At 58.4% G+C, this 13,251-nt stretch carries 15 protein-coding genes; 6 read left to right on the top strand and 9 right to left on the bottom strand.

Annotated elements, in window-relative coordinates; genetic code table 11:
* Positions 1–66 precede the first annotated feature (66 nt).
* The 8 genes from NPX02_RS01940 to NPX02_RS01905 form a co-directional block, all read right to left on the bottom strand.
* Positions 67–444: a general secretion pathway protein GspB gene (locus NPX02_RS01940; RefSeq protein ID WP_260291476.1), complete on the bottom strand. Its 378-nt coding sequence runs from the start codon at positions 442–444 to the stop codon at positions 67–69.
* Complete coding sequence (gspM, locus tag NPX02_RS01935; RefSeq protein ID WP_260291474.1) at positions 437–1,141, bottom strand: type II secretion system protein GspM; 705 nt, start codon at positions 1,139–1,141, stop codon at positions 437–439. Before gspM ends, NPX02_RS01940 begins: the two co-directional genes overlap by 8 nt.
* Entirely contained in the window at positions 1,138–1,752 is a 615-nt protein-coding gene (locus NPX02_RS01930; RefSeq protein WP_260291473.1) for a hypothetical protein, read from the bottom strand. Before NPX02_RS01930 ends, gspM begins: the two co-directional genes overlap by 4 nt.
* A gap of 3 nt (positions 1,753–1,755) precedes the next feature.
* Complete coding sequence (locus tag NPX02_RS01925; RefSeq protein ID WP_260291472.1) at positions 1,756–2,601, bottom strand: type IV pilus biogenesis protein PilM; 846 nt, start codon at positions 2,599–2,601, stop codon at positions 1,756–1,758.
* A 211-nt stretch (positions 2,602–2,812) separates the two neighbouring features.
* Positions 2,813–4,162 carry an ATP-binding protein gene (locus NPX02_RS01920; RefSeq protein WP_260291470.1) on the bottom strand — a complete coding sequence of 450 codons (1,350 nt, stop codon included), beginning with the start codon at positions 4,160–4,162 and terminating at the stop codon, positions 2,813–2,815.
* Entirely contained in the window at positions 4,162–4,845 is a 684-nt protein-coding gene (locus NPX02_RS01915; RefSeq protein WP_260291469.1) for a response regulator transcription factor, read from the bottom strand. Before NPX02_RS01915 ends, NPX02_RS01920 begins: the two co-directional genes overlap by 1 nt.
* Positions 4,846–4,854: 9 nt before the next feature.
* Positions 4,855–5,163 (bottom strand): PepSY domain-containing protein, encoded by a 309-nt coding sequence (locus tag NPX02_RS01910; protein WP_260291468.1) that lies wholly within the window; start codon positions 5,161–5,163, stop codon positions 4,855–4,857.
* A gap of 35 nt (positions 5,164–5,198) precedes the next feature.
* On the bottom strand, positions 5,199–5,741 hold the full coding sequence (locus tag NPX02_RS01905; protein ID WP_260291467.1) for a glycine zipper 2TM domain-containing protein: 543 nt from the start codon (positions 5,739–5,741) through the stop codon (positions 5,199–5,201).
* A gap of 369 nt (positions 5,742–6,110) precedes the next feature.
* On the opposite strand from NPX02_RS01905, the gene NPX02_RS01900 reads away from it, so the two are divergent.
* On the top strand, positions 6,111–8,441 hold the full coding sequence (locus NPX02_RS01900) for a DUF1631 domain-containing protein (RefSeq protein ID WP_260291466.1): 2,331 nt from the start codon (positions 6,111–6,113) through the stop codon (positions 8,439–8,441).
* A gap of 21 nt (positions 8,442–8,462) precedes the next feature.
* On the top strand, positions 8,463–8,801 hold the full coding sequence (locus NPX02_RS01895) for a PilZ domain-containing protein (RefSeq protein WP_260291464.1): 339 nt from the start codon (positions 8,463–8,465) through the stop codon (positions 8,799–8,801).
* Between the two features lie 27 nt (positions 8,802–8,828).
* Here the strand turns inward: NPX02_RS01895 and NPX02_RS01890 are convergent, their stop codons facing one another.
* Positions 8,829–9,581 (bottom strand): lytic transglycosylase domain-containing protein, encoded by a 753-nt coding sequence (locus NPX02_RS01890; protein WP_335342502.1) that lies wholly within the window; start codon positions 9,579–9,581, stop codon positions 8,829–8,831.
* A gap of 447 nt (positions 9,582–10,028) precedes the next feature.
* On the opposite strand from NPX02_RS01890, the gene NPX02_RS01885 reads away from it, so the two are divergent.
* From NPX02_RS01885 to NPX02_RS01870, 4 genes are all read left to right on the top strand, one after another.
* Positions 10,029–10,475 (top strand): GNAT family N-acetyltransferase, encoded by a 447-nt coding sequence (locus NPX02_RS01885; protein ID WP_260291463.1) that lies wholly within the window; start codon positions 10,029–10,031, stop codon positions 10,473–10,475.
* Between the two features lie 11 nt (positions 10,476–10,486).
* On the top strand, positions 10,487–11,014 hold the full coding sequence (locus NPX02_RS01880; RefSeq protein WP_260291462.1) for a DUF7931 domain-containing protein: 528 nt from the start codon (positions 10,487–10,489) through the stop codon (positions 11,012–11,014).
* A gap of 38 nt (positions 11,015–11,052) precedes the next feature.
* Positions 11,053–11,874, top strand: a complete 822-nt coding sequence (locus tag NPX02_RS01875) for a secretin N-terminal domain-containing protein (protein ID WP_260291461.1) — start codon at positions 11,053–11,055, stop codon at positions 11,872–11,874.
* Between the two features lie 505 nt (positions 11,875–12,379).
* Complete coding sequence (locus NPX02_RS01870) at positions 12,380–13,231, top strand: mechanosensitive ion channel family protein (RefSeq protein ID WP_260291460.1); 852 nt, start codon at positions 12,380–12,382, stop codon at positions 13,229–13,231.
* Positions 13,232–13,251 lie beyond the last annotated feature (20 nt).

Raw genomic sequence — 13,251 nt, 5'->3', positions numbered from 1 at the left:
GACAGCCGCCCAGCAGCAACAGAGACAGGACCAGCAAAGGTGATCGGATCGCACAACCAGACACACTCATTCTCCCCCTCCAGATAAACGCCTTGCCGGTGTTTTAACGGTTATCGGCAACAATTCGATTTTGAATCTATCCCCGTCAAGGTCGAGTTCGACCGCGTGGGATTCTATACGCACCAACTGCGCACCCGTAACCTCATCGCCGACCCGTAGCCGCCGGCCATTGATGACTGCACTGGCGCCATCCGGCCCTACGAATATACCTGAAAGCCGTAAGGAATTCGCATCGAACATCGCACCCCGCGTCTCCGCGGAGACTCCCGGGCTCACCGGGCGGAAGCCATAGGGCTCCAGGGGATCGCGCAACTCGCCCGCCGCCGCCGGCATCAATGCGAGCAGGAGTACACCGGCGATAGCGTATCGGAGCCGTTTAGACACCTATCCACCCCTCTGACAGACTCAGGGTGTGCAGCTGCAGCTTGACCCGGGCGCTCGGATAGTCGGTCACCTTCAGCTCGATACCGTCCCAGAAAAACCGTCCCGGCAGCGCTTCCAGCGCCTTGAGATATTTGAGCACCGCCAGATACCCCCCCTCGAATTCGATAATAAAGGTATGGCGATAGACATTCTTTTCCGCCACCCGGGCCGGATCATCAAAGACCGGCGCGTTCTCTTGCCCGGAGTCTGCCCGCTTGCCACCCATCAGCGCTTCGGTTTTCAACGTGCCTAACCGCACCAGCTGCAGTGACTCGTTGCTAAGCAGCATCCGCTCCAGCAGTTGTGCCATCTCCCGTGGCTCGATCAGTGCGGCGGTGGTCCCCTTGATCTGCCCCTCCATCTCGGCAATAAACCGCTTCAGCTGCTCCAGCTCCTGACGGATCTTCTCATTGGGATCCTGCTCCGCCCGCTTCACCAACCCGGCCAACTGGACGTCCAGCTGTTTGATCTGAGCGTCAAGCGCGTCGATGTTGTCACCGATCTGCCGCTGCTGCATGCTCTGTGGGTACCAGAGCAGATTGAACCAGCCACCCACCAGCGCCGCGACCACCAGCACCAGGATCATCACCCGTTCCCGTCCGCTGAGCGTATCGAAACGCTCCGGCAACCGTCTTACCTTTTCCAACAGCGCACTCATGGTTCCTCACCCCTGCCGTCGGTCAGCAAACGGAAATTCAACACCGGGACAGGCCCATCCTGACGCGCCAGCTCGACAATCTGAAAATGCTTTCCGGTGAAGGCCGGTTCCTGATCAAGATTTTTCAACAGCAGCGGCAACCACTCCGGTTGCATGACCTGGCCCTTCAGGGAGAGGAAGTTGCCGGCTTCGGTAATGGCGATGTGGCTGAACCAGAGCTCAGGAAAGGATTGTCGCGCCAGCCCCTCGAAGATCCCCGAGAAGCCGTCGCGATTGGCGGCAATCCGCGATTTCAGCGTATTCAGCAGGGCAAATCCGCTTTTCCGCTTCTCGATCAGTTGCTGCAATTCACTCTCCAGCATCTTGTTCACCGTGGGCCGGGGGAGCCGTTCGGCCATGCGCGCCAGGCTCGCCTCCAGCGCATCGTGTTGTGCCTGGGTGGATCTGAGCCGGTCGGCCAGCTGGGCACTCTGCCACTCCCCTAGCCCCTGGAGGCTCGCCATGGCGAGGATTGAGACCATCACCAGTATCAGCAACATGTTGAATGAGAAGGCGACCGGCTGCTTGCGAAAAATCGGCTGATAAAGATTGATCTGCTGCTTGCTGCGCATCGCTCAGTCCCTCCTCAGGGCCGCACCGATGGCCGGCAGGCAACGATAGAGCACGGCAGGATCGACCGCATCCAGCCCCTCCAGCGAAGCGCTGAGATCGAGCAGTCGAACTTTTGCCGCCAGACTCTGATCCGCCTGGGACTGCAGCTGCTGTTTTCTTGCTTCGGGTGCAATCACCGAGATTGTCGGTACCGCCCCGAGGCCAAACTGGCTTTCGTGATAGTCCAGGGAGCGCTGCAGCTCGAGCACCAGCGAATCGAGCAGTTCCTGAAGTCCGAAACCGCCCTGATCCACCAGGTCGTTGCCGCTGATCTCGATGCGCCGATTGAGGTAGAGCGTATCGCCGCGGACGATCTCGATCATGCCGTAATGGGGGGGCAGATAGAGCAGCGCCTGCAGACTTTCGGGCTCCCCGGCGAGCGCCAGCACATTGCGCAACGCCAGTTCGGTGATATCGATGGCGGCAATCTCCAGTCCGAGTGATTCTAGCTGATCGACATACTGCTGAATCAGGTTTCGCTTCACTACCACCACGTACATCATGCGTGGGCCGCTGCGGCGTTGCGAGACCGGAAGGTCGAAAATATCCAGGACCGCGTCATCGATATGGTAATCGAGCAGATCCTTGATGCGCCAGCGGATGGCGCTTTTCAACTCTTCATGTTCAACCTCGGGGGTTTCCACCTGGAACAGGGAATAGGCGTACGGTGCCAGTACCGCCACCACCGGCGCGCCACGCAAACCATTCGACTTGATCGCCTGAACCAGATCGGGTGGGCTACCCGCATCGGCCGGATAGAAGCCACAGCTCTCCAGACGACAGGCACTACCCGACAGATCTATTGACACCAAAGAGAGGCCGTCGGAATGAAATCCCACCCCCACCTGGAGCGGCGTTCGCGCGCGCTTTTTGAACAATAACATCGAATTTTTTGACCCTATCCTCGACACGGACAGCGAAGGCGCTGCCCGGCACTGCGTACAATCCGATATAACGGCTGATAATTCAATGGCTTTAGCGTTTTTTTTATTAATTTGGATCAACTAAGGCGGGCAACCCCTATCCCGGCATCCGGATGCCGATCAAGGCCCCGCCCAGGGTGCTATCCCCGATTTCGAGCTCCCCCCCATACAGTTGTACGATCTCACCGGCCACGGAGAGTCCAATGCCCTGGCCGGGGATCCGCTGGTCCACGCGCTCGCCCCGATGCAGCACCCGCTCCCTCACCTCGGGAGGAATGCCGGGTCCGTCATCGGCCACGCAGAGACGGACGCCCGCCGCCTTTGCGCCTGTCTGGTCCGCTTCCACATAGATGGCGACCGTTGTATGGGTATACTTGAAGGCATTCTCCAAAATATTTCCCAGACACTCCAACAGATCACCCGACTCCCCGGGGAACAGCAGATCCGCCGCCACCTCGCAGCGGCAGTGGATCGATTTCTCCCGATAGACCTTCTGCAAGGTCCTCACCAGCCTGTCCAGGATGGGACGTAACGCCGTCTTCTGGCCAAGCCCCGCCCCGCGCCCGGCCGCCGCGGCGGATTTCAGCTGATACTGTACGATCTCGTTCATCCGCGGCACCTGCTCGGCGACCGCCTCCCGCAACAACCGGGGATCTTCGCCCTCGGCCGCCCCTTGAAGCACCGCCAGCGGTGTCTTGAGGCTGTGGGCCAGATCGCCCAAACGGTTTCTGTAGCGGTCCCGACTGGCGACGCTGTGACGGATCATGGAGTTGATCCCGTCGGTGAGCCGACGCAACTCCCGGGGATACTCCCCCTCCAGACGCTCACGGGCGCCGCTTTCGATCATGCGCAGATCGGCCGCCACCGCCCGTAGCGGTTTGAGTCCCCAGCGCAACACGGCGCCCTGTACCAGCAGCAGAATGAGCGCCGCACCTCCCAACCAGAGCAGTATGGTCTGGCGGAAGGCGGCAACGCGCTGCTGCAGACCGACTGCGCTCTCGGCCACCACCAGCAGATAGCCGATCTCGGCACCGCTATCGTCCTCCCAGAGCAGGGAGTAGCTGAGCAGATAGAGGGGTTCATCGGCCGGCAGGAGCTGAAACAGGGGACTCCCCGGCGGAATATCGGTGCGCATGGGAAACTGGCGACCTACCGCTGAAGGGGAGTGCCACTGGTACTGCCCCTGCTCGCCCCTGACCTGGGCATAGAGTCCGGAGGCGGGATTGGCAAAGCGCGGATCAGGCAGGTCTTCCGGAAGCCGCATGCGTCCCCGCGCATCGGTATCGGCGGCCCCGAGCAGGGAGTAGATCTGCCCCATCAGCTGGGCTTGCATGGCACTCTCCGCACTGTCCCGGAAGGCGCGATCAAGTGCCAATGCGCCAAGCCCCAGAAACGCCGCCAGCACCACCGATGCCGCCAGCAACAGTCGGCCATGGATCGAACGCATCAGGCGGTGGGGAATTTCTGGGTGAAGCGGTAACCGCGGCCACGCAACGTCTCTATCGGCTGCAACAGGCCATCCGGATCAAACTTTTTTCGTAACCGGCGGATAAACACTTCGAGTACGTTGGAGTCGCGGTCAAAGTCCTGATCGTAGATATGCTCCGTCAACTCACTCTTGGAAACCACCTTACCCGCATGCAGCATCAGATACTCCAGTACCTTGTATTCATAGGCGGTCAACGCCACCTCCTGGCCATTGAGGGTGGCCACCTGGTGCAGGGTGTTGAGTTCAATCGGTCCCCAGGCAATCTGCGGTGAGGCAAACCCGGCCGAGCGGCGCAACAAGGCATTGAGTCGCGCCAGCAGCTCCTGCATATTGAACGGCTTCACCAGGTAATCATCGGCCCCTACCTCCAGTCCCTCGACCTTGTCCTGCCAGTTATCCCGCGCGGTCAGGATCAATATCGGGAAAGCCACCTGGCGCTGACGCAATCCGCGGATCAGTTCTATGCCGGAGAGCTTGGGAAGACCCAGATCGATGACGGCCAGATCAAAGGGATACTCCTCGCCGAAATAGCGCCCCTCTTCGCCATCTTCCGCCACATCCACCGAATACCCCTCGGCCACCAGCCGCTGCTGCAACTGATGTCTCAGCGGGGCTTCATCTTCCACTACCAGAATACGCATGGCGACTCCTCAGCGCCGCCGCTGCCCGGGGGACTCTTCCTTTCCGGAACCGGCATCCACCCGATAACGCCGCACCTTGCCCCGGTCGTCAATGATCCTCACCCGATGTTCCCGGTTGCCCTGATTTTCCAGCGTCTCGGCATGCAGCACCCGACCGCCGGTTTCCTTGCGAATCCGTTCCACCGTCGTGTCAAGATCGACGCCGTTCCGGTCTCCCCGGTCACCCGGGCCGCCGTGCTGGGCCGCCAGCGGCAGGCTGAAAAGCATGCCGGCGAGCAACAGCCCCCCCAGCAACCGGCGCTGTCGTATCGAAACCATACAATCCTCCTGCAGGACGGCTGTTAATCGTACCTTCAGTCATATTCCCGAAAATCGTGGTCGTAACCACCGGCCGGGACCACTGAAACGCGCACCTCGATGAATTTCCCCGGATCCCGGTCGGTACGCGTATGGAACACCTGACCTTTATATTTGTATTTTACATCATAACCGACCAACTCCTCATGCTCCCGGTAGTGATCCACCACCTCGCAACGCCGCTCGCTGGTGACATAGCCGTGGGTCGGCCGCTTCCCCAGGTCATTGCCGACCGAGGCCCCTAACAGCGCACCCGCTATGGTCATGGCATCCCTGCCGCTGCCCTTACCGAACTGATTACCCACCACGCCACCGACAATGGCACCGGCGATGCCCGGGGTGTAGGAGTCACCGCGGTAACCGCCGCGGTGGCGGACCCGTTCATTCCAGCAGCGCTCCTCGGGTTGATTGACCCGTACGACCTCATAGAGCGGCTGGCTGCTGATTACCCGAGCCTTGTCGTGGAAACCATTATCCGCCAGCACCAGGCCGGGGGCGGCGATGATACTCATGGCTAGAAAAACAGTGCTCTTTTTCATGATTGCATCCTTTTGGTCATCAGGGGCGAGAGCCCAATCCCTCACCGTTGAACTCAGGATAGGGGGGGCTTCCTGAACCGCGCCTGAACATGAACCATCTACATTTTTCATGAAAAGGTCATGGCGGAGCAGGCCTGACCGAGAGGCATTTATTCCACACCGGTGCTCTTTTTCGTCCGATTCCACGACACGGGGACCATCATGGCACTATATTAAGGGAAACGACCTGCCCTTTTATCCGTTTTCTTGCCAAGAAAAAGCAATACGGGTAAAGATAGACAGTGGCAGGTATAACTAAAGCGCTCCAACACCTGGTCGCTACGCTATTTAGCACATGCCACCGTCTAGTTGAAGTCAAGGAAGTCGCCTATGGAAGAGTTATCCGAGAAACCGCAGCCCGCCCAGTCGGAAATAAAACATCAACAACTGCTGGGCGAGTGCAGGGACATGGTGATGGTCTACCTCACCACCCAGCTGAACGAGCTTTTTCAACAGATCGAACCGGTTTTTCTCGATTTTGCCAAAAAGGCGGAGACCAACGCCTCTCAAGCGCGATTTTTTGAAGCCATCAACCACATCCTCTCTCTCAGGGATGCCATCGAACACGATTTCAGAGAGTCCATCGAACAGGGATTCAAGCTTTTCATCCAGGGAAAGCCCATTGTCTATCCCAACTCCCCGGCTGAAGAGGCCACTGAAATTGAACTCGAGGTGGTCGATAACGAGGCGCTGGAGAAGCATATCGCCATCCAGAGCATGATTTCCAAGGCCCAGTCCGACTGCTATCAGGAGTTATACTCCCTGGGCAAACGGCTGGCGGTACTGCGCGGCGGCAAAAAACTGGCCGAAGACGACATACCCGCCTGCCCCGCCCACACCGCAATCGCCTTTCAGCAGGCGGCAGAGGTACTGGATACGGATAAGCAGATCCAGCTGATCGTCTACTTCCTGTTCGGGAAATATGTCCTGGGTGACGCCAAAAGCATCTACAACAACCTCAATGACAAGCTGATCGAAGCCGGTATCTTCCCCAATCTGAAACTGAGCTCGATTATTCCGCCGCCCTCCCGGCAGGCCCCGGCGGACGCCGCTGCCAGGCATCCGATGGAACCGACCCGCGTCGGGCCGTTCGATGCCGGACCGGCGCATGCCACCACCGGGCAGGCGGCACCCGCGGGTGGCAGCGCAGTGTTGGGCGAGGAGCTGTTTCAGTCGATTCACGATCTGCTGACCGCCCGGCGAGCGGCCGATCCCGACTACAGCAACCATCCCGATCAGGTTCCCGGCGGCAATACCGCCCAGCTGAAGAGCGCCTCTGCCATCGCGCAGGCGATTGAGCAGGTGCAACCACACTCCCAGGCTGATTATCTTCCGGTACCGGAGAGCGATGGAGGCATACCACAATCCATCGAACTGGATACCAATCTGATCCAGAACGTCCGCAGGACCCTGGAATCCGAAAGAACCAAACTACTCAACGAACTGGACAGGAGTACCATCCCTTCAGCGGACCTGGATACCATTGAACTGGTTGGCATGCTGTTTGAACAAGTGCTCGACGAGGAGGGATTGGCCAATATCGCCAAGGCCCTGATCAGTCATCTGCACACTCCCTACCTGAAGATTGCCATTCTTGACCACACTTTTCTGACCGATGAAGCGCACACCGCCAGAAAACTCCTTAATCTGATGGTCGATGCCGGCAAGCGCTGGATCGATGAAGAGGACCTGCGACGCGGCATCTACTACCCGATGCAGGGGCTGGTCAAGACCATTCTGACGGAGTTCAAGAACGAACTCTCGATCTTTGACGAAATGCTCTACAAGCTCGAAAGACAGACCGATGAGCTGGAATCCCGGGCAAAAATACTGGAAGAGCGGAATCAGGAGGCCGCCAAAGGTCGGGAACGACTGGAGACGGCCAGAAAGCGGGCCCGGGAGGAGATCGAGCGCAGGACCAGGGGACGCCATCTGCATCCGGTACTTGAGCGCTTTCTCAACCATGCCTGGTTGGACCGGATGATCCTGATGTTGCTGCGCGACGCGGAGGCGGAATCAAGCAAGGAGTGGACCTCCGTGCTGGCGGTTATCGACAGCCTGGTCCAGGTGATCGATGCACGACACAATCCCAGGGCACGGGAGTGGCTGATCAAAAACCAGAAAAACCTGGTTCAGCATATCAAGACCGGCCTGGACTCACTGGGAAACTATCATCATCCCGATAGCAATGCCCTGTTCAAACTGCTCGCCTCGATAGTTTCTGAGCAGCCGGCCGCCCCCGAAGTCAAGCAGAAACCCGAAGGGGAAGTCGAGATATCGCAACCGATCATCAAGCCCATCAGCAATGAAAAAAAGCCCATGCCGGCGCATCCGGCCACCCCCTTGCCGAACGACGAAGAGGAGCAGATGTTGGTCAAATTACGCGAGGTCAGATTCGGCACCTGGTTTGAACTGGTGGATGAACATGATAAGCTGCGCCGCCTGAAGCTCTCCTGGTTCAGCCCAATCACCCATAAATATATGTTCGTGGACCGGTTTGGCATCCAGGCCTACATCACGCCTTCCGAAGAGCTGGCAAAGCAGCTCTGCTCGGGTAAGGCGAGGATGATTGAACCCACTGGCATCCCCTTTGTCAGTAAGGCCCTGAAAGCGATCCACTCCATTCTACAAAAATCGATCGGCATCCACCCTGCCGGTTAGGCGCAAACAAGGAAAACGGTAATGCCCGAGAAACGTTCCCACCCAAGAAAAATCTGCAATAGCCGAATTGATATTCTTGATGTTGAGTCGAATGAGTTCATCGGCACCCTGGTGAATATTTCCACCAGCGGATTCATGATGATCACCGAGAAGGCCTTGCCGGAAAATTATGTGTTCCAGTTTCAGATTGTCTTTGCACCCGGCAGCACCGAGTCGCATAGCATTCAGCTGGGGGCGGAGAGTCTCTGGGTCCAGGAGATGGAGGGATCGGACCAGCGCTGGATAGGTTTCCATGTCATCGATATATCAGACAGGGACAAGGCGACCATCAGTAGCCTGATCGGCGACTGGCGCGTGTAAAATGGCTACCCCGGTTCAGTTTCAGTTTCAGTTCAGGGCGGTCACACGGCCCGACGCCCGGTTCTCCCTGTAGAGATCAAGCACGCGGGCTACGTAGGCCTCGGTCTCAGGGTAAGGCGGGATCCTGTTGCCAAACCTTTTCACTGCATTTTCACCCGCATTATAGGCCGCCAGGGCCAGATGCAGATCATTGTCGAACATCAGCAGCAGATCCCGCAGATAGGTGGCTCCCCCGATCAGATTGGACTTGGGATCCCAGCTGTCATACACACCATACCGCTTTGCCGTCCCCGGCATCAATTGCATCAATCCCCTGGCCCCGGTTCGGGAAAGCGCGCGGGGATCGTAAGCGGATTCCGCCTTGATCACGGCATGCAACAGCTCGGGCTTGAGCCGGACCTTGCGCGCGACCTCCTCAATTATGGGGGCGTAGCGGCGGCGATTGCGCTCACTCGACGCCGTATCGATTCTTGAGGCGGCGGAGTTTTTCTTTTCGCTTGTCGAGTGCCAGAGCAGACGATAGCCACTCCCCTTCATGGGATGATCGGTAAAATAGAGCTTGCCGTGACGATCCTCGTACTTATAGATATCAGCGCCCACTGAGACGGAAAAAACCAGTAATCCCGCCCCCATCACCGCGCTGACCCGCCGTTTAAGTATCACGCCCAAGCTTGCTCCCCTTGCCCCATCGACCGACCAACGGCGCAACAGCGCCCCGATATAGCGCTTTGCCGAGCGCAATGGGAGACGTGTGCCGAACAAATTGTTGTCATCTTTCACTGCCGGCCTGCAACTCCAATCATAGCCTGTCCAGGCAGTCCGGGACAGTTTCCCGCCATCAGTCGCCCCACAGGGCAGTTCGGTGGTAACCCATTGGTACGCGGATTCCATTTTCACCGTGCAGGGCGCACAAATCGGGCGCTCCCACAACGGGCGGAGGAACCAAGCACATTTTTTGTGAACATCAACACAACCATCCGTCGCCTACTCGGCCAGTATTGAATCCGAAGATTGATGACAACGGCCACCCTCCCGCAAAATCCTTACCCGGGCCGTTGTCGTTAATCCTCACCTCGCGGCACATCCAAAACGACAAACATCCAACGCCCACAGCGCATCCATCGGCCATGAACCGGGAAACTTGAGTCCATCGGGCGACCAGCGGTTCAGCTTGGTCGCTGTGTCCTCTATACTTGAGGGGCCTTGGGAGATTCAACGGGAGCTCATATGCCCACGCGTGACTTCACCATCAGCCAGGTCGACTGGGAACAGTGTAAATCCCTGTTGCGCGCCATCCGGGAATCGGTGTTCATCGTGGAACAGGGGGTACCGAAGGCGCTGGAATGGGATGACGAGGACGCGTCCGCGCTGCACGTGCTGGCCACGGACAGTGACGGCAACGGTATCGGCACCGGACGCATCACCCAGGTGGGACAGATCGGCAGAATGGCTGTCGTGGCGGAGTGGCGCAATCTGGGTGTCGGCAGCGCCCTGCTGACCCAACTGTTGCGAACGGCCCACGCCGATGGACGGAACCCCCTGTTCCTCAATGCCCAGAAAGCGGCGATTGCATTCTACCTCCGGCATGGATTTCACTGTGTGGGTGAAGAGTTTATGGAAGCCGGCATAGTCCATCAACGCATGGAACAGGACCCGCGCCGGAGCCGGGCCTGACAGGAGTCACAATGAACGACCAGACGAAGCGTGACATTGAGTCCCTGGTGCTGGGGGCAAGCGGGGAGCGTATGCGCCTGCAGGGCCGTGACCAGTTCAGAGAGGCAAGCGAGCAGATGGCGCAGCAGGCGAAATACTACCTCGACATCTTTACCTATGACCTGGACAACCCCCTGTATGACCAGATCGGGTTTCTTGAGGCGGTGAAGCGGCTCGCCATCGAGTGCCGCGGAACCGGCATTCGCATCCTGCTCCAGGACAGCGAACGCGTGCGCCGTGAGGGACATCGGATAATCGACCTTGCCAGGAGACTCACCAGCAAAATGGAGATCCGCCGCCCCCATGCCGATTATATCGACCACCCGGAGAATTTCCTGATCGCGGACCGGGTCGGTTATATCCGGCGGCGTATAGCCGATCGCTATGAAGGCGAGGCAAACTTTTGCAATCCGCTCGAATCAAAACTGTTGACCGAATTCTTTACCGAGGTGTGGGATAGAAGCGAACAGGACAGCAGCCTGCGCCGGCTCTATATCTGATCCTGGCCGAGGCGCTACCCGACCCTCAAGGCGACCCCATGAAAAATTTCATACTTCCGCTCTTATTGCTCATCGGTAGCGGCCAGGTTCTGGCCGACTATCCGCTGGAAATCATCCAGCTAAAAAGCCGTCCCGTCGCCGAGATGATCCCGCTACTCCAACCCTTCATAGCGCGTGATGGCTCGATTGCCGGCATGCGTGATCAACTGATCATCCGCACCTCTCCAGACAACCTGGCGGAGATAAAGAAGATCCTGCGGCGCCTCGATCAGCCCCCCAGGAGGCTGCGGATCTCCGTCCGACAGTCCGCAGGCAACCAGGTATCACAGCGCTCGACTCAAGCGGACGTGAACAGCATGATCGGAAAACGTGCCAAGGTCATCGTCGGAAATCCTCAAGACAGCGACCTGCGCCTGCGGATCAAAGAGGCGCGAACCCGGAGCCACCTGGATGCCACCCACACCCTGCAGGTGCTGGAGGGCCATCCCGCCTTCATCGCCACCGGGCAGTCGGTGCCGATTACCGAGCAGACCACCATTATCAATGACGACACCGTGCATCAACAGCTGACCACCCGTTACAAGGATGTGACCAGCGGCTTCTACGTGGTCCCGAGAATCAACGGATCGATGGTAACGCTTGAGATCAGCCCGCACCTGACCCGTCCCGGTAGCCAGCAGGGCCGTTATGAGATTCAGCAGGCACACACCGTGGTATCCGGCCGGCTGGGTGAGTGGGTCACCATCGGCGGGGTCTCCCGGGCAGCGGCGCGCAACGGCGATGACATTCTCAAACATGCCCAAACCGCAAGCAGTGATGACAGGTCGATCGAGCTGTTGGTCGAAGAACTCGCCCCCTGAGACCGCTGCACTTAGCCCACCATAACTTTACCTGATTACCCATCTAACTCAGCCATCATCAAGAAAAATCTTAGCCGCGAATAAACGCAAATGAACGCGAATAAGCTTGTTGAGGTTCGCGGGCTCACCCCAGCGGGCTACAAACCACGCTGCCCAGGGTAGGATGCCGGTGAGGCACGAACCGCATCAAGCCATTCCGCGAGGAGTGGTGCAGGGATGCACCGTTTACGGACCCGAGGACGGAATGATGCGGTTCGCAAGCTCACCTGCATCCTACGTCGCCGGCAAGCACCGTAGCCTGGATGAAGCCGCTATTCCCCCAAACAGGATAAATCGCGCTATTTGCGTTTATTCGCGTTCATTCGCGGCTTTATAACCGGTATCTGACCTTAGTGGAGTCTGGTAGGTAATCAGGTAAGTTTATCTGTGTGACCTTCACTGACAATTGTCTGCTATATTTCGAACGGACAACAAATCAAGCAAAATAAGTCACTGGGAGTCTGACATGCCGGAATTCATCGATCTTGAGAAACTGATGTCGAACTTCGCCATCCCCTGGGGCATCAACATCATCCTGGCACTGGGCACCTTCTTCGTCGGTCGCTGGGTCGCCAACATTCTGCTCAGGATAGTCAAGAAGTTGCTGGGCAGGAGCAAAATGGACGTCATCCTGGTCAATTTTGTCGTCCCCATTCTTCACACCGTGCTGCTGCTGTTCATCGTCGTCGCCGCGCTGGACCAGTTGGGTGTGGATACCACCTCGCTGATCGCCCTGCTGGCTGCCGCCGGCCTGGCCGTCGGCCTGGCCATGAAGGACTCTTTACAGAACTTTGCCGCCGGGGTGATGCTGATCATCTTCCGCCCCTTCACAGCGGGCGATTTTGTCGAGGCGGGCGGCACCGCCGGTGTGGTGGAGACCATCAGCATTTTCAGCACCATCATGCGTACCGGAGACAATCGCGAAGTCATCGTGCCGAATGGGGCCATCTACAACGGCACCATCACCAACTATTCCGCCCGGGAGACGCGGCGTATCGATATGGTCTTCGGTATCGGCTATGGCGACGATATCCGCAAAGCCAAGCAGCTGCTTGGCGATATCCTTGCAGCAGATGAGCGCGTGCTGAAGGAGCCCGCGGCGCAGGTGGTGGTTGGCGAGCTGGCGGACAGCAGTGTCAACTTCAATGTCCGGCCCTGGGTCAAGAGCGGCGACTACTGGGATGTGAGGTTCGATCTGACCGAACGGATCAAGCTGGCCTTTGACGATAACGGGATCTCTATCCCTTATCCACAGATGGATGTCCACCTCGACAAGACGTCCACCTCAACAAGCGCGACCGACCAGGCACCCGGGTAAGCCATGCCGCGCTGGGCGCT

This window comes from Sedimenticola hydrogenitrophicus, from assembly GCF_025175675.1.
GTDB classification, from domain to species: domain Bacteria; phylum Pseudomonadota; class Gammaproteobacteria; order Chromatiales; family Chromatiaceae; genus Sedimenticola; species Sedimenticola hydrogenitrophicus.
The sequence above is the reverse complement of the archived record's forward strand: the minus strand, read 5'-3'. Positions and strand labels throughout refer to the sequence as shown.

What these genes read in the sequence shown, in the direction of transcription:
- gspM (WP_260291474.1), bottom strand. Translation starts at nt 1,141, where the DNA reads ATGAGTGCGCTGTTGGAAAAGGTAAGACGGTTGCCGGAGCGTTTCGAT.
- NPX02_RS01930 (WP_260291473.1), bottom strand. Translation starts at nt 1,752, where the DNA reads ATGCGCAGCAAGCAGCAGATCAATCTTTATCAGCCGATTTTTCGCAAG.
- NPX02_RS01920 (WP_260291470.1), bottom strand. Translation starts at nt 4,162, where the DNA reads ATGCGTTCGATCCATGGCCGACTGTTGCTGGCGGCATCGGTGGTGCTG.
- NPX02_RS01915 (WP_260291469.1), bottom strand. Translation starts at nt 4,845, where the DNA reads ATGCGTATTCTGGTAGTGGAAGATGAAGCCCCGCTGAGACATCAGTTG.
- NPX02_RS01910 (WP_260291468.1), bottom strand. Translation starts at nt 5,163, where the DNA reads ATGGTTTCGATACGACAGCGCCGGTTGCTGGGGGGGCTGTTGCTCGCC.
- NPX02_RS01905 (WP_260291467.1), bottom strand. Translation starts at nt 5,741, where the DNA reads ATGAAAAAGAGCACTGTTTTTCTAGCCATGAGTATCATCGCCGCCCCC.
- NPX02_RS01900 (WP_260291466.1), top strand. Translation starts at nt 6,111, where the DNA reads ATGGAAGAGTTATCCGAGAAACCGCAGCCCGCCCAGTCGGAAATAAAA.
- NPX02_RS01895 (WP_260291464.1), top strand. Translation starts at nt 8,463, where the DNA reads ATGCCCGAGAAACGTTCCCACCCAAGAAAAATCTGCAATAGCCGAATT.
- NPX02_RS01885 (WP_260291463.1), top strand. Translation starts at nt 10,029, where the DNA reads ATGCCCACGCGTGACTTCACCATCAGCCAGGTCGACTGGGAACAGTGT.
- NPX02_RS01880 (WP_260291462.1), top strand. Translation starts at nt 10,487, where the DNA reads ATGAACGACCAGACGAAGCGTGACATTGAGTCCCTGGTGCTGGGGGCA.
- NPX02_RS01875 (WP_260291461.1), top strand. Translation starts at nt 11,053, where the DNA reads ATGAAAAATTTCATACTTCCGCTCTTATTGCTCATCGGTAGCGGCCAG.
- NPX02_RS01870 (WP_260291460.1), top strand. Translation starts at nt 12,380, where the DNA reads ATGCCGGAATTCATCGATCTTGAGAAACTGATGTCGAACTTCGCCATC.